A 19561-nucleotide genomic window follows, 5' to 3' on the forward strand; every position below is an offset into this window, starting at 1 on the left:
GACCGACTCCAAATCAATCATACTGCCCTATCGTGATATGAAATCGTTCTCATATTCATACTAATACTCCCAGATGTGGGGATGCGCACCTCAGTGGGTGGGGCCGGACGTGAACGGTATCTATCGCGCGGTGAGCGGTAGGCCCTCCTAGCGCGTGGAGCGTCTCCGACGCAGCTCGAAGCCCATCATGATCTGGCGCGCCACGTTGTCCGAGACATCGGCCATGGCCGCGACCAGCATCTTCGCGGCCTCGATGCCACTCGTCTTGTAGTAGTTGTGCACGGTGGTGAGGGAGGGGCTGATGATCTGGGAGAGGGTCCCGTCGCCTATGCCCGTCACCTGAACCTCGTCCGGCACGCCGTGGCCGTACTCGCGCAGGCAGGTCAGCGCCCCGTAGGCGACGCTGTCCGTGGCGCACACCACCGCGTCGACCTCGGGGTAGGCCTCGAGGAGCCCCTCGCAGCTGGTGTAGCCCGAATCCACGTCGAAGCCGCCTATGACCTGGGCCCGGTCGGGCACGTTGAGGCCCGCCTCCCTGCAGGCGGCAAGGAAGCCCTGGTGGCGGTGGCAGCCTGCGGAGAGGTCGTCCTCGCGTACGCCTATGAACGCGGGATGTGCGCTCTTCTCGGCAACCAGGCGCGTTATCTCGAGCGTGGCGCGGTAGTCGTCCTGGAACACGCAGGACCGCCCCTCCATCTGCTGTCCCAGCACGACCAGCGGCACCTTCAGCGCGTCGAGGGCCCTCTGGTGGGCGGGCGTGACGATCGTGCTGATGAGCACGACCCCGTCCACCTGGCTGCGCTCGGCGAACAGCTGCAGGAAGCGGATCTCCTCCTTGGCGTCGTTGTCGGTGTTCGCCAGGAGCATCTGGTAGCCGGCCTCGTTGAAGACCACGCTCAGCCCCGCCACCATGCGCGAGACCGAATGGGAGTTGATCTTGGGGATGATGACGCCCACGAGCCTGGTCTTGCCGGTGCGCAGGGTCTGCGCCTGGGGGGAGGGCACGTAGCCGGTCTGGTCTATGACGCGCTTGATCAGGCGGCGCTTCTCCTCCGACACGTAACCGTCGTTGAGGTAGCGCGAGACGGTCGCGCGCGACACGCCTGCCATCCTCGCAATGGTGTTGATGTCCATCCCGCACTCCTCGTCGAAAACCGCCAACGCCCATCGTATCATCTACACGACAAGCCGCAGCCCAAGGAGGCCATCATGGGTAACCCGCTCGCCAACGATCTCGAGACGCTTCGCCAGGCGGTCGAGAGGAACGCGCGCCCCGGGCGCTTCGCCCAGGCGTTCCACCTCGTCCCCCCGGTCGGCTGGCTCAACGACCCCAATGGCCTGTGCTGCTTCGATGGGGCCTATCATGCCTTCTTCCAGTACTCGCCCTTCAACTCGGAGGGTGGGGTCAAGATGTGGGGCCACTCCGTGAGCGATGACCTCATGGGCTGGGAGTACCTGGGGACGGCGCTCTATCCCGACCAGCCCTTCGACGTCTCGGGCGTCTACTCGGGCTGCGCCTACGTCGAGGACGGCGTGATGCACGTCTTCTACACCGGCAACGTCAAGCGCGAGGACGCGGACGGCTACGACTACGTCAACAGCGGCCGCGAGGCCAACACCGTCCACGTGGTGTCGACCGACGGCATGACCTTCGGCAACAAGCACCTGGTCATGACCAATGGGGACTATCCCCAGGATGACACCAACCACGTGCGCGACCCCAAGGTCTGGCGCTCTGCCGACGGCTATCGCATGGTGCAGGGGGCCCGGCGCGAGGACGACAGGGGAGAGGTGCTGGTCTTTGGGTCCTCGGACCTCGACAGCTGGGAGCTCGTCAACCGCGTGTCGACGGAGTACCCCTTTGGCTACATGTGGGAGTGCCCGGACTACTTCGAGCTGGCCGACGCCCGCCGCACGGGCGCGGGGGCCACGGTGAAGGTGCTCTCCGTCTCGCCGCAGGGCCTCGAGGGGCAGGACTGGGACCGGCGCAACGTCTACCAGTCGGGCTACTTCGTGCTGCAGGGAGACATCGTGGGCGCCTGCCGCCTGCACCCCTTCGCGCTCTGGGACGCGGGCTTCGACTTCTACGCCCCGCAGACCTTCGAGTCGGACGATGGACGGCGGATCCTCATCGGCTGGATGGGGATGCCGGACACCGACGAGTACGTGAACAAGACGGTGGAGGATGGCTGGCAGCACTGCTTCACCATCCCGCGCGAGGTCACGGCCGCCAACGGGCGCGTCTTGCAGCGGCCCGTGCGCGAGCTGGACGCGCGGCATGCCAACGAGCGCCACGGTGAGGACGCGCTGAGCGCGGACGGCACGCGCTGCTTCGACCTGCTGGTAGACGAGTTCCCCCCGAGCCTGGACTTCGCCTACGTGCGCATTGCCGAGGACCTGGTCCTGACCTGGGGCAGCGGAACCTTCGAGATGCGCTTCCTGGACGAGGGCAAGGACTCGGTCGGAGCCGGCCGTACGTGCCGCTACGAGCACCTCGACGGCCTGCGCAACATGCGCGTGGTGGGCGACGTCTCGTCGATCGAGGTCTTCCTCAACGACGGGGAGCTCACCTTCTCGACGCGGTACTACCCGGAGAGCTATGGCGTTCGCGTGGACGCCCCGGGCGCCAGCGTCACGCTCTGGGACGTCGAGGCGTAGGTGACGGGCGCACGTTCGGGCATGTGGCTTGCACGAGGGCGGGCTGCCGTGGCCAAGATTGGACTCATATGAGACGCTTCAGGCTCGACGACGATCGCTACTCGACCATCAGCCGCTACGTGGTCGCAACGGCTGCCGCCATCGTCGCCATCGTGCTGGCGGCCGTCCACCTCGCCGAGATCGCGGATGCCGTCGGGACCTCACTCGCCTGGGTCTATGCCATCGTGAGTCCGCTCATCGTCGGAGGCCTGGCTGCCATCCTCCTGTATCCCGGGGTCAAGTGGTTCGCCCGGAGGCTGGGTCGCGTCCCCCTCCTCTCGGGGAGGGAGAAGCTCAGGCACGTGCTGGGAGTCCTCCTCGTCTGCGTGTGCTTCGTCCTGGCGCTGTCGGTCCTGGTGGCGCTGCTGCTCTCGGTCATCACGGGATCGATCCACCGCATCAGGTTCGAGAACCTGGAGTCACTGGCCCAGTACCTGGCCTACGGGGCCGATGGCCTGTACAGGTGGCTCATCCGGCTCACGACGTCTCTGGGGGTCCCGCCCGATGACGTGAACGCGGCCCTGGAGCATGCGGAGACGTTCGTCTTTGGCGATGGCGACGGCTTGGGCCAGACGCTCACGAAGGGCGTCACGGCCGTGCGCAACGCCGCCTCGACCATGGTGTTCGCCGCGATCTTCGCGGTCTACCTGATGGTGGACGCGCCCCACCTGGCAAGCTATTGGAACGGGGTGCTGCGCTCCCTGATGGGGGAGAGGGGCTATGGGCGCTTCGCCGAGTTCCGTGCCGACGTGGTCTTTGCGTTCACGGGCTACATGCGCGGGCAGTTCATCGATGCCGTGCTGGTGGGGCTGATGGTGGGCGTCTCGCTCACGGTCGTGGGCGTGGACTTTGCACCGGTCATCGGCATCGCGACCGGCATCGGCAACCTGATCCCCTACATCGGTCCCATCGTCTCGTACGTGCTGACGGTCGCCGTCTGCGTGGTCAACGGCGACATCGGCCGCCTGGTCGTGGCTGCGGCCGTGCTGCTGGTCATCCAGTTCGTGGATGGGCAAGTCATCAACCCCAAGATCCTGAGCGACAGCGTCGAGGTGCATCCCATCCTGGTCCTGGTGGCCCTGACCGCAGGGGGCAGGCTGGGTGGCGTGCTGGGCATGTTCATCGCGGTGCCGTGCGCGGCGCTGGCGAAGATCTACTTCGAGAAGTTCGTGGCCTGGCGGCGCCGGATGCGCGTGGGTGGGGGCGGCGGCACAGGGGCAGATGCCGGCACGAGCGGCGATGGCGGCACAGGGGCAGATGCACATGAGCGTGGGGGTGGCACGGCGAGTTGTGAAGACACGTCCACGGCGGTTGACATCAAAGGGGATGTCCCGTAGTATTTTTTTCCGCGCATGGTGCGCCCAGACAGTGCGGGGTGGAGCAGTCTGGTAGCTCGCCGGGCTCATAACCCGGAGGTCGTTGGTTCAAATCCAGCCCCCGCGACCAAAAACACGTCCCCTACCTGGCAAAACAGGTGGGGGTTTTCTTTTGACCACCAACGTGACCACCATTTGACCACCAAAAATTTTTTCTGGCAAGTCAAAAACCGCCCGGAAAACGGCGTAGCTGCCGCCTTGGCGAAACCTTCACTTTTCAACAACCGCCCCAGCGAAAGCTAACTACCGCCGTGGCGAAACCTATGTACCGCCCTGACGGTAGCTTCGGGCGGGTTACTCTCGCTCTGGCGGCACCTCTTATCTCCTTTATCTATTTTTATAAAAAATCTCCGAGCGGTCTCGAAAGCGCGGCGCTCCTCCTCTGGCGCTCGCGCTTGCGTTAAGCCCGCTCGACTTTCGAGTGAAATCCACCAACCCTAAAGCCCTCCTGCTAGCTTCTGCGTGAAGCCGAAGAACGGAGGGAAGTCCATGGAGAACGTGAACGCAAGGGAAGACGAGGAAGAGGGCCGCGTCATCACGCTGTCGGAGGCAGGAGAGATCCTCCACGCCTTGTATGCCACGGTGCTCAGGCTCGGCACCGACGGCGTGCTCTCGGCGAGCTTCGACCAGATGCTGAGATCGGCCGGCACCGTCACCATGCGCGACGTGGTGCACGGCGTCTGGGAGGCAGCGATCCTACCAATAGGCTGCGGCGTACTCTCGCTCACCTTCATCCTGCAGCTCATCCGCATCAGCCAGCGCATGGACGGCAACGCCTCCATGCCGGGCGTGAAGGAGGTCGTGTTCCTGCTCGTCTTCTACGCGGTCTTCCTCTTCGTGCTGCAGCACAGCTTCGAGCTCATGCAGTCTGTCTACGAGGTCTCGCGCATCGCGGTGTCGCGCGTGAGCGACCTCTTCGGGACGGGCTCGGCCTTGGACCTCCAGACCGTCTCCATCACCACGACCGACGACGACGTGGCCGCGCTTCTCGGCATGCTCGTCGTCGCGCTCGTGAAGAGCGGCGGCTGGGCGCGCGACGTCATGGGCGGCTAGCAGCCGACCTGAGGAAGGAGGCGGCCATGGTCACCTAGGCCGAGAAAGGCAAGAAGCAAGCAAGGACAAGGGCGGAGACCCCCGTGCCGCCGCAACGACAAGGAGGAAGAAATGGCAGATGAGAGAGGCCAGGGCAAAAATGTCTACCTCACGCTCCACGAGAACTTCGTGCGCGAGGACATCGCCTACACCGACCGCGCCACGGGGGAACGAAAGACCTTCAACCAGGTGCGCCTTCCCGCCGGCACTGTCATCGACGGCAAGGACGTGGGCAGCTGCGAGTTCACCCCGCTCTTCGTGGACGCGTCGCGCTTCAAGGGGCCAGAGTGGCGCGACATCCCGCTTCTGGCGGACCGCGAGGTGTGGCTCAAGAGGTCGGTCCTCGACCCGGAGGGCCGCCCCGTCACCGATGCGGACGGCAAGCGCGTGAAGGACGTGATGAAGGTCATGCCGCAAGAGATCAAGGACGCGCTTACGGCTTCGAGGCGCGCATGGGCCGAGGAGCACGGCGACGACCCGCGCGCACTGGCCGACCGGGGACGCGCCGCCAGGGACTCCGCCGAGGCCATCGATCGCTCGGGGCGCACGCGCCCGGACGCGCGAGAGATTGGATAGGCGCGGCATGGAGAAGACGAAGGGGAGCTGTATCGCCACCTGCGAGGTGGTCATCATGCGCGACGCCGTGACCGTGGACTTGGGCACGCTCACCAACGACGCGCCGCCCACAAGACGCCTTCCGCGCCTGGCGTGCAGACCGAGACGATCGACGCAGACGACGGCGACCACGAGGCCGTGGCCGACGACTCGGTGACCATCGTGGGCACCGTCTCCTACACGGGCCCCACGCCCGGCAAGGAGTACACGCTCACCGGCACGCTCGTGGACAGAGAGACCGGTGAGCCCGTACGCTCTGACGGCAAGGCCGTCACCTCCACCGTGGCCTTCGTGACCGATACGGCGAACGGCACACAGGAGGTCACCTTTACCTTCGGCGGCATGGAACTCGCAGGGAATGCGCTCGTGGCCTTCGAGTCGTTCGCCCTGGGCGGTCAGGAGGCCGCGGCACATGCCGGCGTGAACGACGAGGGACAGACCGTAAGACTCGTGCCGCCTGAGACTCCCGAGGCGCCGACGCCCGGCAGCAAGCTCCCGCAGACGGGAGATGAGCTGCCGATAGCGGGCATCTGCGTCCTGGCTGCGGAGGGCTGCGCCGCCTCCGTCATCGGCATCGCGCGCAGCATCGGTACGGGACATCGTGAGGAGGACGAGGGAGAGGAGGCCTAGTATCGTCGCCTCATAGCCGGCTTCCTCTCCGGCTTCGTGGCGCTCGCCGCCTACGCCTGTTGCAGGGCGTCCGGCGCAGTGTCACGGGCTAAGGAACGGGAATAAAGAAAGCTTATTGAAGTGGTCTTTTGCGTCTATTTCTACGTGTCGCCATGAAAAGCTGCATACGTTAGACTGGCCATCACTGTCAGTAACTTGTCATAGCCTTTGCAAAAATCTCCAGCGTTTTCTTTGCAGCATGCTGTGGGATTAGTCCTTCATGGAAATAAGAGGCGAGCTCAACTTGATTTGCTTGCACGCGTGCGACGATAAGAGCGGGAGGCGTTGGGACAGCGCCGCCTTTAATCAAGACGCTTACAATGCCCTTGTCTTCGTCCTCTTCTATGACCGTCCCCGCATCGATAGCGCTATCGCGAACGGCCTTGAAAGGCCTATCGCAATGGAGCTCTATCTTGCAGAAAGCAGTATCCTTTTCCCTGATTTCTGCTATTGAAGAGTCTGTATGGCTCTCAATGGCTTTCTTCAGGAGCTGCTCCATCGTCTCCATTCCCGTCACCATCCTCTGTGGCTTCTTTCAGCACGGCTACCAAGCCGTTAGAGAGCATTTCGTCGATGTTGCCGTCAATCTCTATGCGGTTTCTAACCACCTCCTCTGTTGGAGGAAGTATGAGCACGCGGGCGAATTCTCTGCGGTTGTCCGATGCGTACATGTCCTTCAAGGTGCCGCCATTGCTCAAGGCATCCTGAATACTTTCAACAACCTCGTTTGCTTCGGATTCGCAGAGAAGATACTCGCTGCAAACGTCATTCATGACTTCGGTGATAATTGCCAGCATTTGGTCGGCATCGTCTTTGACGAAGTAGCCAACAGAAACTTCAATCAGCTTGCTCGCAGCGACCCCGGCACCAAGTGAGCCGACTAGCCCACCGACGATCGTCCCCGGACCAGGGAATATTGCGGTTCCAAGTGCTGCGCCGCCGATCCAGCCGCCAGTTCCTCCAGCGACTGACCCGAAAGTCGTCGCGAGGTTTTTTGCTAGCTGCGCTGATGAGATTCGCCCACGAACGATGTCATAGATGTCTACGGAGGATAAGGCTACCACGGTCAGACCGGCAACAACCGCATTACCACGAAGGAGCTTCGCCGCGCTCTTCATAGCTGCAGCGCCATATATGTTCGAGCCGGACCTGAAGGCGTTTACGATGGCCGCGCATGCCTTCGGGCCAAGTGCATTGGCAATCGCCTCCGTACCGGAAACCATCGCGCTATTAAGACCCGCTTTGAGAAGCTGCTGGGAGAGAACCGATACAAAGAAGGAGGTTCCTGCAACCTTGACGCCGCATAATGCAGCCTTCTTTGCTGCGATATCTAGGGAGTCCCCACTCCAGACGCTTGCGCAGAAGGCAATCACTGCACTTACGCCAAATGCTGATGCAGCAACAACAGCGCCATTCGTTGCATCGTACTTCAGCGAATCGATGTTGCCCGCCTTGGCGATGTTTCGGGCCTGTTGGTAGGTGTAGTTTCCCTGCTTCACGATATTCTTAGCTTCGGCAGGGTCTGTGACGCCTTCTACCTGACCGTTTCTGATCTTCTCTTGCATCCGTTCAACGGCCTGGTCGTATATATTCTCGTCTTTGGGCACCTCAATGGTCATGGGGCTATCGTGTTTGCCTATATAGCGAAAGGCACCATCTCCGCCATCCTCGAAGCACGCGTCTATCGCCTGTCGTCCATTTTGGAAATACTTCGATTGGATCCACTCGCCATTTACGATGCGGTCCGGCCCGTTCTTTGCGTTGTCATCGCCAAGAATGCGGGCGTCTTTCCCGTGCAGCTTGTCATGTAACGTGTTCGCACGTTCCGCAGCGAATCCATGGCCTTGCCGGGCGTGGAAGCGCTCTTGCTCGTAAGACAGGTTTACATTTTGATATCTGGCTGCGCTATCGCCACTGAGCTCTGCCATCTTTGGAATCGTTGCGTTTTCCGCAACGATTCCATGAGGTGTGCTTGCGTGTACAGGGTCCTTTTTGGACTCGTTTTTCATGCAACCATCCTCCCCTCAATAAGCGGGCGTTGGTTTATAAATCGTCCGTTTTATAGACTTGCTTTGTTGTAGACATTTTAGGTTATGGGGTGCTGAAAATGATTCATCAGCACACGCAAGCTAGACGATATGACCCGAACTGAGGGAGTGGAACTTATCTCTGGGTCGGGGCCCCAAGGGGACCTCCCGTGAGCCGGGATGGTTCCGTTGCGGCAGAACGGCGCCGAGGCGCCACGACCGACGGGAGGGTCCCCATGCCTATCTATCGTGCATACTTCGGGATCAACAGCCACCCGCGAACCACAACGATATGTGCGCCGGCGCCCGAGGACGACGAGCCGGGGACTCGCACGTCCGAGGGAAGTGACTACGGGGAGATGGCCGAGTGGGCGGCCGACTTCCCACAGCCGTCCCACGGCGCGTGCGAGAGCGGCCGCGCGGATTCGTGCCGGCACGGATGCCGGCGCGTGGCGACACGCTGGCGGGGCCCGTGGCCTCCCCGAGGCCTCCCAGCTCGGCCGACTCGCGCCCCGGGAAGAACGACAGGCGCGACGCGGAGGGCCGTGCGCGGCTCGCCCTGGCCGGGGAGGCCGGCCCGAACCCGACGAGGCGCCGCGACCCGTCCTCACCGCACGCGATCGCCGCCGCCACGCCCCTGGACCGCACGTGGCCCTCGTCGCGACAGTCGGGGTAGGTGGCGCCCGGCCACGGGTACGGGAACGCCATGCCCCCGAGGCGCCGCGCGCCTGGGGCGGCGACCTCCCCGTCGAGGTCCGCCGCCGTGCGCGAGACGCGCGAGGGGACCGGCGACGCGAGCCCGAGCGCGTCGGCGGCCTTCCCTGTCCTCCTGGCCGGGAGCCCGCGCACGCAGGCCTCCCGGACGACGCCGACCATGGCGCGGTCGACCCGCGAGTGGGGCCTGACGGGCCCGTCCGGGAAGTGCGTGCCCCTCGCGCAGCTTGGGTATGCGCAGCGTGATCTCGCCGACCGTGGCGGCCGGCCTGCGCTTGCGGCAGCCGCGGCTCCGGTTGCCCTCCCCGCACAGCTCGTCGGCCTGCCAGCCCGTGACCTGGTCGGCCATCGCCTCGAGCTGGCGCCCCGTCATCTCGTTGATGCCTGTCGTTCCGTCCTCGCGGATCGGCAGGTCTCGCAGAGCTTCCTTTTCCTGTAGAATATCCATCGGTGGCCGTTGCCCCTCTCTTGAGTCGATTGCCTTCGCAAAGCTCGATTCTAGGCAATGGCCGCCTCTTCTCAAAGCGGCCCGTGACACCAACAATCGGCACACGATCGGAAGGAGGCGTTTGTGGCAGACGAAGACGACAAGAACGTAGACCGCAATGCCTCCTTTTCCGAGTTCGGATGGGAGTTTCAAACCAACGCAGCCATAGTGCTCTTCATTCAAAGGATTGAAGATGCCAGCAGCGTGAGGGTTGAGGGTGCCCACGAGGACATAGAGATCAGCCTAAATGACGGCACAGTCGTTTACGCTCAAGCAAAAGCGAGGACGGGCAATGAACCTGGGAAAGGTTCAACCGACCGGCTTGATGGTGCTCTGAAAACACTTGCGGATGATATCAAGCAAGGGAACTATCGCGAGCTCATCTTCGTCACCAATGATGATTACCCGTTTGGGAAATCGCACGACGTATCAGACCTGCATGGTGGAGGAACGCTAAGGTTCGATGAGCTGCCAGATGGGGTCCAGAACTACATCAGGGAAAAAGGCGCTGCGCATGGCATAGGGGATGACGCCTATCCTGTCATGGCGGTAAGCGTAATAGGCTTCTATGGTGATGATCGAGATACGAGGCACAAGCACATCCGCGCGGCGATACAAGACCTGCTCTCTCGCTTAGACCTTGGCAGGCGTGGTGATGTCAACGATGGTCTGTTGCGTGACCAATGGGGCACGATGATGCAGGAAAACGCAGGCACGCTTGATACCGACATCACTCTCAGCAAGGAAGATTTCGTTTGGCCTGTCATCGTTATGCTCTGCAAAGTCGATACCGATGACAAAGACTTTGAGCGTTTTGACGAGGAAGATGTGCAGGACGCTGTTAGGGAATACGGTTCGATCATCAATTACCACACACAGAAGTTCGAGTTTGTCACAAAAGTCTCCACCGACTTCGACAGATACCTAGCAGATAACAGCGGCGGGAGAAAAGAGGTGCGAACGCGCTACATTGACGAACGTTGGGGCGATTACGTTGACATCCTTGGACTCGGCGAGATTGGCGACGGCGAGACGCGCGAGATTGTTGCAAAGCTCATCATGCGCAAGGTGCTCCGCAGAGAGGATGTAATCAAGCGCGTTAAGGACGGTGTCAACCTTGGTAATTGAGTCTCTTGATATCCACGAGGGGATGTTCGTCAAATCTTTCGCTTTTGGTGACGGTCTGACTGTGATTAGCAGCAACAACGTCAACAATGTTGGGAAGACGACCCTTGTTCGCTTGGTCCTCTATGCCCTGGGCGAAGAGGTCTCCATGACGCAGGGGTTCGATCCGCAGAAGCTTGTTACGCGCCTTGTGATTACTACCGATGCGGGCAAAAGGCTAGAGCTCGAACGCGAAGGCAACACCATTACAGTAACAGGCGATGGGGAGCCACAGCGATTCATACCGTCACTCGAGGCACGAGAAATCAAGAAGTGCATCTACGGCATCGAGAACGGTGAGATAGCAGATAACCTCCTCGGCGCGCACTACATCGACCAGGACAGGGGTTGGACTCTGCTCAACCGTGGCAAGGTCATCGGGGACATACGCTTTTCCATCGAGGCATTGCTTCGGGGCCTGTCTGGAGGAGATTACGGCAGACAGCTTCTTAGGCTGCGAGAGCTTGATGCGGAGATAGACAAGTACAAGTTCTTTGTGGAAGCAACAGGATACAAAGATCGGATGGTCGATATCCCTGATACAAAAGAGATGGCTCCTGATAAGAGCCGGGACCGCGAGCGCCTTACGCAGCTGCGCATACAGTCTGCGTCACTCAAGAAGCGCATAGCGACCATCCGACGCGCCCAAAACGGCAACAAGCGTTTCGTCGACTACATCGTTGACATGGGCCTCCGGGTTAGGACAGATGACGGGGAGGTTGCAATCACACCAGACAACCTCCTTTATTTCACAGATAACGACCGGTATCTCAACGGCGAAGTGCTAGAGCTCACTACCGAGAAGAAGAGAGTCGACGAGCGTATAGAGGAGCTTAAAGCGCGGCTTCAGGAATACGAAGGCGCACTGTTCCCTGTTCCGCGTGTAGACACACGCGAATTTGATCGGCAAATTGCTGGGATGAAGCTTGACCTGCCTGCATATGAGGCGATTCTTAAGTCGCTCAGAGATGAGAAGGCAGCTATCAAGCGGGCAATGAAGCAGCCTTTCGCTGTAGGCAACGAGCTGTTCGATTCCATCACCACTACCATTGACGACTATTGTGCTGAGCTTGGGATTGAAGAGTACTTCAGGAAGGATTCAAAAGGGCTGCTCACCAAGACGTTGAAGCGAAAGAGCGGGACCAACTATCACTTGCTTGTATTCGCGTTCAGGCTTGCCTACGCAGATGCGGTAAGGCGCATTTGCAACGTCAGGCTGCCTTTGATCATAGACTCGATTCGCGGACGCGAGATGAGTCGGGAAAACTTTGAAAAGTGCGTCGCCCTTCTCGAAGAGCATTTCTCTGACTACCAAATCATCATTGCTAGCATTTCGGCAGAAGGTATTTCTTCTGGTAGGACGATTGTTTTAACCAGCAAGGTTATGGAAGGCGCAGAGATAGACCCTGCGTTGGCAAGCGAGAGCGAGTAGCTCGTCGTTGCTATCGAGCTAGGTAGGGCTGCACAACAAATCGAGGTGTAATCAATGGATGAGTTGCCGCCGGTTGACGAGCGCATCGCAGAACAAATGGACATCCTCCGTGAGCTGAGGCACTATTACCTGCACCTTCACCATGCAGGCCTTCATCCGCTTGACCCCGACGAGTATTACGAGCGCCAGATTGACCGGAGGGCATACAGGGAGCCCAGGGATAAAAGCAGGAGCCAAGCGAGAAAAGACGCAGGGGTGTCTCTGCTCCTTCGAGTACACGCCTTACTCAGCGAGACGGCGAAAGCCGAATTAGAACAACGTAAGACGCTCGCCGACATCAAGGAACAAGAATACACAGCAGAGCACGCGCGGATGGTTGAGGAGGACCGTGCCGTCTACCTGAAGCAACAGGAGCAATGCAACCTGCAAATCGACGAGCGTAGGCGCGCCTATCTTGATGGCGATCCCTTAGAAGTGATGGGTTATTTCGAAACAGTGCTGCATAACGATAGCTTTACTCTGGAATTCCCAGATCGACCTCAGCCCTATGAATCATGCGTGCAAGTCGTGAGCTATGACCAAGCTAAGAAGACATTATTCGTGCGGTACAGGGCTCCCAATGCTGACGAGATCTGCACCATCGACTCGTTCACCTTCAACGAAAAGGAATGGATGGTCGAAACGAAGGAATTACCTGCGCAGAATTCGCTCAGGGTGAGGGCCAGCGTCCTTCATGCTATCATTGTGCGCACTGCTGCACTTGTGTTCTACTCAGATGCCTTTCATCTTGTCGACTCGCTCACCATCACCGGATATCTTGATTACTTCGATCCTGCCTATGGAACGAATCAGACCATTGACGTTCTCAAGACAACCGTTAGTGAAGAGGAGTTCCTCAAAGTTGACCTCGAACGAGCGAGGCTCGAAGACCTGTTTACCAGGCTTTTCAAATCCCACGTTGCTTCCGGGCTCTACAAGAAAAAACCCTACGAGCTCAAAGGCGTGACTTAGTAATCCAGAATCGCCTCAGACGTGCAAAGAACCACTTTGTGACGGCCTTCTAACCTGCTCGCAGTGTTAGAGGGCCGATTTGTTTGTATCGGCCATGACCGAAATGCAGGCCGACATGGCTGGTGATAACCATGACACAGAGACGCAGGAAGAGCCGCAAGCCTCGCAGCACATCGGGCAGCAGCAAGCGGCGCAAGAGCAGCCGCAGATGAGCGGCAAGGACTGGGAGAAGGCCATCGCCGAGCGCGACGGGCGCATCGCTGAGCTTGAGCAGTAGGTGACCGACGCCGCCAAGAATGCCGAGACGGCCGAGCAGCTGCGCAGCCAGATCGCCGAGCTGAAGACACAGGGCGAGAGCGACCGAATCGACTTTGAGCAGTAGGGCGTCGCGGTACCGCCAATCTGGCGAGAGCGGTACCGCGATTCCGGCCTAGGTGGTACCGCGCGTCACTCCCTCTTCGGGCGGTTGTCAGCGATCCGCTTCCTCATGTTCGGCCCGTCGATGTCGAGGTACCTGCAGGCCGACGCGACGCGGCCGAGGATCGGGTCGGCGATGGGCTCGCCCCCTGTCCTCAGGTACCGCTCGTTCGGCCCCGGCTGCGAGGCGATCATCGTCGCGCGCCTGCCCTCCCTGGCCTCCGGGATCTCGAAGGGGTCGACGGAGCTGGCGGTCTCCATCGGCGTCGTGGGGGAGTCGTCGATGATGAGCGGCCTGATCGACCTGAGCCGGCCCGTCAGCCGGAGGTGGGCGCCGCCCTTGGCCAGGCGCGCCCTGTCGAGCCCTGCGCAGGGGTCGGCCGGCCGGGCGTGGCGCGTGGGCGGCAGCCTCCCGCGCGCCGCGCTTCCGATGGCCTGCGCCACGAGCGACTTCCCACGGCCGGTCTTCGAGATGGCCGCGAGCGCCTCGTCGTCCTCAGCCCACGGGCACTCGGCGAGCCTGGCGACGCGGCCCTTGCCCGACTTGCGCTCGGGCATGTGGACTATGCCCCCGACGCGGGCCGCGGGTTCCCTGAGGCGGGCCCCCCTCACCGGCCTCGCCACCCTCCTCGCCTGCCCGGCGGCCTCCCCGGCGTCGATCGTCCCCCTCGCCTTCCCCTCGAGGGCCCACGAGTCGTGCGACTCGCCCTCGCGCATCTCGCGCGGCCCCTGGCCCATGGCGCGCGCCCGGAAGGCGGCAGACTCGGCGAAGTCCCCCTCGGCGGGCACGCCACTCACCCCGTTCCCAGGCGTCGGCGCCCCCCGCGCGGCCGGCGGACTCGGCGCGGCCGACGGCGGCGGCCGCCGGCATGCCGGTGCCTGGGCCGGCAGGCGTGCCGTCGGCGCCCTCGGCCCTGGTGGTGGCGATCGTGCCCCTCGGCGCGGTGTGGCCGGGCACCGCGGGGCCGGCGACGAACCGCGCGCACGCCCTCTCCGGCAGCTCCGGCGAACGCGACCTGGAGAGCCCCGGGATGCTGCGGCAGGCGGCGAGCGCCCGCTCGACGACGGACCCGGGGGCGGGCACCCCCCGCACGCACTCGCCGGTCGCGGGCCCCACCCCGTCCGCCCGGGACCCGAGGCTCTCGCGCGACCGGGGGCCCCTCGCGTCGCGGTGCTCGGGCGGCATGTGCGACTCGTCGGTGGGGTACCGGCCCCGCCCGCCCCGGGGCCCGGGGCGCCCGGCGACGACCTCGCCGCCGTCCATGACCCGCACGGCGCGGCCCGTGACGCCGACGCCCACGGTGCGGCCGACGGGCGCGAGCGGGACCGGGTGGCGCATGTGGCCGACGCGGACGTGGCAGTCGGGCGCCACCCTGGGCCGGCGCCAGCCGCAGACCTCGTGGCGCGACGGCGGCGGCGGCAGGTGCGGCAGCCCCTCGAGCGGGCGCTCGTCGCGCGGCGCGCCGCAGCCGGGCACCTCGCGCGCGTTGGGCCAGCCGACCCCGTCGCCCAGGCAGTCGTTGAGCTCGCCGAGGCCGCGGAGGCGCGGCCCGCGCGAGGGGGCGATCGCCCACCGCCCGGCCATGTCGACCGTCCCCTCGGCCAGGCCCTTGTCCCTCGGCCTCCTGACGCGCTCGGGGAGGATCCCGCGGCCGTGGTGCCCGGCGAGGCGCCCATAGGCATCATTGGCCCCGGTGACGCCGGCGCCCGCCCGGTCGGTGGCCGTCGCACGGCTGCCTGGCACGGGCACGCGCGGAACGCCGCCGATGGCCTCGAGGGCCCGCATGCGCCCGTCCTGCCAGCCCCCCATGGGCATGCCGGCGTAGCCGCCCGCCCACACCCATCCGGACCGCGGCAGGCAGGTGACCGGCACGCACGCCTCGGCCCTCCCGCCCGTGGCTCGGCCGGTGGGCCAGGCGACATCCCCCGCCCAGCCTACGCAGGCCCTCTGGCCCGGCTCGCGCGCGAGGCGGGCGGGGGCGCCGGGCCTCCTCGCCCCCTCCGAGAAGGTCTCGCAGAGCCGGGGGCACGGGCACGGCAGCCTCCTCGCGGCGGATGCGGCCTCGCGGCGCTCGGCCCGCATGGGCCCGAGCGGAGGCCTGGGGTCCCCGGACCTTCCCTCGACCAGCGCCGGCGCGTCGACCTGGAGGCGCGACCCGTCACGACCCCCGGGGGGCGCGGCGAATGTCGAGGCGGCGTCGGCCCCGGACATCGCCTCGAGCTCCCCGGCGCCGATTCCGCTCCCCCGCAGGAACCTCGCGCACTCGCTCGCGTCCCCCTTGCCGCAGCCGACCATCGCGGCCACGTCGGCCTGGCTGTGCCCGCCCCTGGCGTGCATGGCCGGCACCCTCCTCCCCTTGGGCATATGCATGCCCCCTTCTGCTCGGGGACCCCTTTGGCCCCTTCGCTGAAAGGGTCACACATGGTACCTGTTAGGCCGAAATGTCGGTACCATGCTCATCGGATGGGCGGTACCATCACACGCTACCGCTCACGCTATGGCATTGTGCCTGGCGACGGGCTGAGAAGGCTACTCCGCTATCCCGTTGATTGTTCCGACGGGAGGTTGGCCTGAGCGGCTGTCCCTGCCTTCGGGCTCGGGGCAGGGCGACTTGGTGGGGCTACGCATAAAGAAGACCCGCCAGTGTGCGTGCCCGAAAGCAGAGGCCAGGCAGGTTTACTAGTTACAGTTTATCGCATTTGCCAAGCGTCAGGTTGGCTTTGGGGCTTAGGCGCTTTGAGGTCGCAGTTTGCGACCTCAAAGATGTCACACGTTTTAATCTCCTACTCGCCAAGCGCGCCGCGAATCGATTCAATGATGCTTGAGTCCTCAAGCTTGGCGACGGCGAAGCTCTTCTTGCCTGCGTCCTTCAGCGACGCCCCCCACCAGGTAGCCCTCGGCTCCGTCCAGGATGAGGAAACGGTCGTGAAACGAGGTCGTGTGTTTGACCTCGAGCGTCGGGTACTGCGCATTGAAGGTTGCCGCATCACGTGCGGTGAGGCTGGTCCTGGGGTGCGTCCACACGGTGACGGGGACGCCTGGCTGCTTCTTGGCGAGGATGTTGAGCGTTCCCGTGTCCACGTAGCCGTCGACCAGGACGATCTCGCGCCTTGCCCTCTGCACGAGGGAAACCAGGAGCTCGAAAGCGTCGTAGACCTGTCCCTCGAAGAAGACCTTCTGACTCGGCGCTTCGTGGGTCTCCATGTAGTCGAAGACGCGCTCGAAGCGCTCGTCGGTCGAGCGCTCGAGACTGTCCAGCCTATGGTCGATGCTCCTGATCTGCTCGAACATATGGGCGTTGTCCGCGATGAAGCGCCGCATCTCGACGAAGGCGCGCATGATGCGTACGCTTGTGTCGACCGCGGCCTTGCTGCGGAGCACGCCCGAGAGCATCGCCACGCCTTGCTCGGTGTACACATAAGGCATGTAACGACGACCGCCAGATGCGAATTCCCGCAGGTCATCGCTTGAGATGCCAATTTGGCATCTCAAGTTTTCGTGCTCATCGTCAGTAAGCCTGAACCGGAAATCCTCAGGGAAACGATCCTCGTTGCGCTTGGCTGCACGGTTGAGTGCACCGGTCTCAACCTCGTACAGTTCGGCGAGATCGCTGTCGAGCATCACCTGCTGTCCCCGCACGGTGTAGATCATGTCCCTGATCTGCGCGTCGCTTGAGAGAGCGATTGATGTCTCAGTCTTGGCAGGTTCTTTGTCGGGCATGGCCGTAGCCTTTCTCCTCGAACCATTGATGCAATTCTATCAAGCGCGTGCTCACATCCACCGCGAGACGGCGCGGAAGAGCCAGCGCACGAGACGCTCCCGATGTAGGAGACGTCGATGTCAACCGAGAGCCTCGGAACGTCGAGCATGAAGAGGTTGATCGCCGTGCCGCCGTGGAGCGCCAGCTTGCCCTTGAGGGAGGGGTGGCGCTCCATCTCGTCCAGGAGGTCGAGCAGGCGCTCGACCTTGTCCACGGTTCTCGGCTCGAACTCGTCGGTGCTCATGATGTCCATGAGAGGACCTCCCCTTCCGTCTCGGGCAGGTACAGCTTCCATCGAAAGCTCCAGCCCCTGTTCTCCTTCGCCTTAGGATCGAGTTTGGACGGGCCATGCCCGAGCCTCTCTTCGAGCGACAGAAGCGTCTCGTCTGCCACGCCCCAGTCAGCTTGCTTTGCATCGAGGAGCCAGCCTGCGCGGGCGACGACGGCTGCAGGCGCGCCGCCGAGGATCTCAAGCAAGACATCGATGTCAAGATAGGGAAACGCCGAGCAGGACCGCACGGTCTCCTCAGCGCCGCCTGCCCTCCCGGGACTCGTCAGGCAATCGACGATGGTCTGCTCGCGCGTGGTCACGCTAGCCGTGCCATACGACCTTGAGCGCATGGCCTGCGTCCGGGGGCTATCGCCGAGGTCGTATGGAACGTAGCGGATGCCCCCGTACTCGAACGGCGAGCGTACTTTTGCGGATCTGAAGGCACACTCGAAGCCGACGTTGTGCGCGACGCCGTGGGCGACGAGGGCAGAGTGGTACGAGATCACGGCCTCGGGGTCGGCGGTCCTGGCAACGAGGAACGGGTCGGGCGCCTCGCCGGTAAACTTGCCGGTCTTGGACACGTAGACGCCTCGTCGCACACGCTCCACCTTGCCGGATTTGACGGCGCGCCGTAGCTGCGTGTGTGCGGCCTCCACCGCCGCTATGGCGTAGACGTCCCCCGTCGTGAACGCCTGGTGCGATTCTATGTAGTCTTTGAACTTCATACAGACGAAGTATAGTAGAAACGGGTACAAAATGTAACCGTATCCATGAATTATAAACTGTAAATCAGCGTATTTCATCTGCTCACATCCACCGTGAGACGGCGCGGAAGAGCCGGCGCACGAAGCGCCAGACGAGCCTAAGGACGCCCATGTGAAGCCTCCTTCTCCTCTGCGGCGGCGAGCATGGCCTTGAGCTGGTCCACCGAGAAGCTGAGCGCGGGCTCGCGTCGCTTTGGCGCGCCAATGGCGCTGTCCATGATGGCGTCGCCGTAGCCGCTCATCTCCGCGTCGAAGCCCTCCTCGACCTTGCTCACGGCGGCGCGCTTGGCCTCCGGGTCCACGTCTGCGTAGATGTCCAGGGCTCCTTCACGTAGAAGCCGCCGTCGCCGTTTCCCAGGGCGCGGCTCACGGTTATGGTGCCGTCGTCCGAGAGGTCGGACCACCTGAGCGCGCAGACCTCTCCGCGCCTCATGCCCGTGGTGAGGGCGAGCTCTATGGCTATGCCCAGGGGCGCGGGCTGGGCGCGCCTCGCCAGCTCGAGCATGCGCGTGCGCTCCTCGCGCGAGAGGGCGTTGATGGGCGTCCTCGCGCGCTTGGGCGGCTTGCAGAAGTCGCAGGGGTTCTTGGTGATGGGGCCCTGCGCCACGGTCCACCTGAGCGCCTCCCAGCGGCCGGCGTTGCGCCTCCACCTCAGCGACCTGCTGGTGTACCTGGAGCCCACGTCTCCTCCCAACGAGTCTTCCACGGCCGTCCGTGGCCGACATCGCGGCCGCCGAAGCGGCCGCCAAGCCGAAGATGGAGGCACGGGGGCCGCGGGCTTCGGAGGTGCGGGGGATTGGAGGAGCCACAGGCCAGGGGCCGCTCGCCTGCGGCTTCGGCGCAAGCAGAAAGGGGAGGGCGTCAGTGGAACGCCCCCTGGGTCGCCCATGGCCCGGAGGCTGCGGGTTCGAGCCCCTGCCCCCGCGACCAAGACGTTGTCGTAGGCCAGCTGGCTTCTTGAGTTGCTGGCCCGTTTTTGTGTCTCGGTTTGCCCCTGTTAGCGGACGCAGAGGGACGGAAATTGGTATTTCGGGCATTGTCCGACATGTGTCCTAGCACGTCCG

The 19561-nt window shown here is 63.1% G+C and carries 20 protein-coding genes, 1 tRNA gene and 1 pseudogene; 11 read left to right on the forward strand and 11 right to left on the reverse strand.

The window, feature by feature from the left end; genetic code table 11:
* Nucleotides 1-147: 147 nt before the first annotated feature.
* Complete coding sequence (locus tag OLSU_RS02155) at nucleotides 148-1134, reverse strand: LacI family DNA-binding transcriptional regulator (protein WP_013251309.1); 987 nt, start codon at nucleotides 1132-1134, stop codon at nucleotides 148-150.
* A 75-nt stretch (nucleotides 1135-1209) separates the two neighbouring features.
* Between OLSU_RS02155 and OLSU_RS02160 the strand changes: the two genes are divergently transcribed.
* The 6 genes from OLSU_RS02160 (at nucleotide 1210) to OLSU_RS02185 (ending at nucleotide 6410) form a co-directional block, all read left to right on the forward strand.
* Entirely contained in the window at nucleotides 1210-2658 is a 1449-nt protein-coding gene (locus OLSU_RS02160; protein WP_013251310.1) for a glycoside hydrolase family 32 protein, read from the forward strand.
* Nucleotides 2659-2726: 68 nt separating this feature from the next.
* A complete protein-coding gene (locus tag OLSU_RS02165) occupies nucleotides 2727-4034 on the forward strand; it encodes an AI-2E family transporter (RefSeq protein ID WP_013251311.1) in 1308 nt (435 codons plus the stop codon).
* A gap of 32 nt (nucleotides 4035-4066) precedes the next feature.
* Nucleotides 4067-4143, forward strand: a tRNA-Met gene (locus OLSU_RS02170).
* A gap of 419 nt (nucleotides 4144-4562) precedes the next feature.
* Entirely contained in the window at nucleotides 4563-5126 is a 564-nt protein-coding gene (locus tag OLSU_RS02175) for a hypothetical protein (RefSeq protein WP_013251312.1), read from the forward strand.
* Between the two features lie 111 nt (nucleotides 5127-5237).
* The gene (locus OLSU_RS02180) at nucleotides 5238-5741 is read left to right on the forward strand and encodes a hypothetical protein (RefSeq protein ID WP_013251313.1); all 504 of its coding nucleotides are present in this window, start codon (nucleotides 5238-5240) and stop codon (nucleotides 5739-5741) included.
* A gap of 39 nt (nucleotides 5742-5780) precedes the next feature.
* On the forward strand, nucleotides 5781-6410 hold the full coding sequence (locus tag OLSU_RS02185) for a VaFE repeat-containing surface-anchored protein (RefSeq protein WP_269083695.1): 630 nt from the start codon (nucleotides 5781-5783) through the stop codon (nucleotides 6408-6410).
* Nucleotides 6411-6597: 187 nt separating this feature from the next.
* Here OLSU_RS02185 and OLSU_RS09480 read toward each other — a convergent pair whose 3' ends face one another.
* The 3 genes from OLSU_RS09480 to OLSU_RS09885 all read right to left on the reverse strand — a co-directional run bounded on the left by OLSU_RS09480 (nucleotide 6598) and on the right by OLSU_RS09885 (nucleotide 9352).
* A complete protein-coding gene (locus OLSU_RS09480) occupies nucleotides 6598-6957 on the reverse strand; it encodes a hypothetical protein (RefSeq protein WP_148219039.1) in 360 nt (119 codons plus the stop codon).
* Nucleotides 6920-8458, reverse strand: coding sequence for a hypothetical protein (locus tag OLSU_RS02195; protein ID WP_013251316.1), 1539 nt, complete (start codon nucleotides 8456-8458; stop codon nucleotides 6920-6922). The genes OLSU_RS09480 and OLSU_RS02195 overlap by 38 nt, the downstream gene beginning before the upstream one ends.
* Nucleotides 8459-8740: 282 nt before the next feature.
* Nucleotides 8741-9352 carry a transposase gene (locus OLSU_RS09885; protein ID WP_081439221.1) on the reverse strand — a complete coding sequence of 204 codons (612 nt, stop codon included), beginning with the start codon at nucleotides 9350-9352 and terminating at the stop codon, nucleotides 8741-8743.
* On the opposite strand from OLSU_RS09885, the gene OLSU_RS09890 reads away from it, so the two are divergent.
* The 5 genes from OLSU_RS09890 to OLSU_RS02220 all read left to right on the forward strand — a co-directional run bounded on the left by OLSU_RS09890 (nucleotide 9351) and on the right by OLSU_RS02220 (nucleotide 13561).
* Nucleotides 9351-9629: a hypothetical protein gene (locus OLSU_RS09890; RefSeq protein WP_081439222.1), complete on the forward strand. Its 279-nt coding sequence runs from the start codon at nucleotides 9351-9353 to the stop codon at nucleotides 9627-9629. The genes OLSU_RS09885 and OLSU_RS09890 overlap by 2 nt on opposite strands.
* Nucleotides 9630-9761: 132 nt before the next feature.
* Nucleotides 9762-10805, forward strand: coding sequence for a hypothetical protein (locus tag OLSU_RS02205; RefSeq protein WP_013251318.1), 1044 nt, complete (start codon nucleotides 9762-9764; stop codon nucleotides 10803-10805).
* Entirely contained in the window at nucleotides 10795-12273 is a 1479-nt protein-coding gene (locus OLSU_RS02210; protein ID WP_013251319.1) for a hypothetical protein, read from the forward strand. Before OLSU_RS02205 ends, OLSU_RS02210 begins: the two co-directional genes overlap by 11 nt.
* 54 nt (nucleotides 12274-12327) lie before the next feature.
* Nucleotides 12328-13284: a hypothetical protein gene (locus OLSU_RS02215; protein WP_013251320.1), complete on the forward strand. Its 957-nt coding sequence runs from the start codon at nucleotides 12328-12330 to the stop codon at nucleotides 13282-13284.
* 94 nt (nucleotides 13285-13378) lie between these two features.
* Complete coding sequence (locus tag OLSU_RS02220) at nucleotides 13379-13561, forward strand: hypothetical protein (RefSeq protein WP_162260690.1); 183 nt, start codon at nucleotides 13379-13381, stop codon at nucleotides 13559-13561.
* Between the two features lie 170 nt (nucleotides 13562-13731).
* On the opposite strand, the gene OLSU_RS09595 is transcribed toward OLSU_RS02220, so the two are convergent.
* The 7 genes and pseudogenes from OLSU_RS09595 to OLSU_RS09030 all read right to left on the reverse strand — a co-directional run bounded on the left by OLSU_RS09595 (nucleotide 13732) and on the right by OLSU_RS09030 (nucleotide 19179).
* Entirely contained in the window at nucleotides 13732-14499 is a 768-nt protein-coding gene (locus OLSU_RS09595) for an ATP-binding protein (RefSeq protein WP_013251323.1), read from the reverse strand.
* A 451-nt stretch (nucleotides 14500-14950) separates the two neighbouring features.
* A pseudogene (locus tag OLSU_RS09895) lies at nucleotides 14951-16072 on the reverse strand (Mu transposase domain-containing protein); the annotation flags it as partial.
* Nucleotides 16073-16531: 459 nt separating this feature from the next.
* Nucleotides 16532-17422: an ORF6N domain-containing protein gene (locus OLSU_RS02235; protein ID WP_236697203.1), complete on the reverse strand. Its 891-nt coding sequence runs from the start codon at nucleotides 17420-17422 to the stop codon at nucleotides 16532-16534.
* Entirely contained in the window at nucleotides 17350-17715 is a 366-nt protein-coding gene (locus tag OLSU_RS09300; protein WP_013251325.1) for a nucleotidyl transferase AbiEii/AbiGii toxin family protein, read from the reverse strand. The genes OLSU_RS02235 and OLSU_RS09300 overlap by 73 nt, the downstream gene beginning before the upstream one ends.
* Nucleotides 17703-18536 (reverse strand): type IV toxin-antitoxin system AbiEi family antitoxin domain-containing protein, encoded by an 834-nt coding sequence (locus tag OLSU_RS02240; protein ID WP_013251326.1) that lies wholly within the window; start codon nucleotides 18534-18536, stop codon nucleotides 17703-17705. Before OLSU_RS02240 ends, OLSU_RS09300 begins: the two co-directional genes overlap by 13 nt.
* Before the next feature lie 59 nt (nucleotides 18537-18595).
* On the reverse strand, nucleotides 18596-18772 hold the full coding sequence (locus OLSU_RS09600; RefSeq protein ID WP_156407858.1) for a hypothetical protein: 177 nt from the start codon (nucleotides 18770-18772) through the stop codon (nucleotides 18596-18598).
* Nucleotides 18769-19179, reverse strand: a complete 411-nt coding sequence (locus OLSU_RS09030) for a tyrosine-type recombinase/integrase (protein WP_049765141.1) — start codon at nucleotides 19177-19179, stop codon at nucleotides 18769-18771. Before OLSU_RS09030 ends, OLSU_RS09600 begins: the two co-directional genes overlap by 4 nt.
* Nucleotides 19180-19561 lie beyond the last annotated feature (382 nt).

The sequence above is a fragment of the Olsenella uli DSM 7084 genome (assembly GCF_000143845.1).
Lineage (GTDB): Bacteria > Actinomycetota > Coriobacteriia > Coriobacteriales > Atopobiaceae > Olsenella > Olsenella uli.

Excerpts from the sequence above, each read along its gene's own strand:
- OLSU_RS02155 (WP_013251309.1), bottom strand. The coding sequence starts at position 1,134 with ATGGACATCAACACCATTGCGAGGATGGCAGGCGTGTCGCGCGCGACC.
- OLSU_RS02160 (WP_013251310.1), top strand. The coding sequence starts at position 1,210 with ATGGGTAACCCGCTCGCCAACGATCTCGAGACGCTTCGCCAGGCGGTC.
- OLSU_RS02165 (WP_013251311.1), top strand. The coding sequence starts at position 2,727 with ATGAGACGCTTCAGGCTCGACGACGATCGCTACTCGACCATCAGCCGC.
- OLSU_RS02175 (WP_013251312.1), top strand. The coding sequence starts at position 4,563 with ATGGAGAACGTGAACGCAAGGGAAGACGAGGAAGAGGGCCGCGTCATC.
- OLSU_RS02180 (WP_013251313.1), top strand. The coding sequence starts at position 5,238 with ATGGCAGATGAGAGAGGCCAGGGCAAAAATGTCTACCTCACGCTCCAC.
- OLSU_RS09480 (WP_148219039.1), bottom strand. The coding sequence starts at position 6,957 with ATGGAGACGATGGAGCAGCTCCTGAAGAAAGCCATTGAGAGCCATACA.
- OLSU_RS02195 (WP_013251316.1), bottom strand. The coding sequence starts at position 8,458 with ATGAAAAACGAGTCCAAAAAGGACCCTGTACACGCAAGCACACCTCAT.
- OLSU_RS09890 (WP_081439222.1), top strand. The coding sequence starts at position 9,351 with ATGGCGCGGTCGACCCGCGAGTGGGGCCTGACGGGCCCGTCCGGGAAG.
- OLSU_RS09885 (WP_081439221.1), bottom strand. The coding sequence starts at position 9,352 with ATGGTCGGCGTCGTCCGGGAGGCCTGCGTGCGCGGGCTCCCGGCCAGG.
- OLSU_RS02215 (WP_013251320.1), top strand. The coding sequence starts at position 12,328 with ATGGATGAGTTGCCGCCGGTTGACGAGCGCATCGCAGAACAAATGGAC.
- OLSU_RS02220 (WP_162260690.1), top strand. The coding sequence starts at position 13,379 with ATGACCGAAATGCAGGCCGACATGGCTGGTGATAACCATGACACAGAG.
- OLSU_RS02235 (WP_236697203.1), bottom strand. The coding sequence starts at position 17,422 with ATGCCCGACAAAGAACCTGCCAAGACTGAGACATCAATCGCTCTCTCA.
- OLSU_RS09300 (WP_013251325.1), bottom strand. The coding sequence starts at position 17,715 with ATGGACATCATGAGCACCGACGAGTTCGAGCCGAGAACCGTGGACAAG.
- OLSU_RS02240 (WP_013251326.1), bottom strand. The coding sequence starts at position 18,536 with ATGAAATACGCTGATTTACAGTTTATAATTCATGGATACGGTTACATT.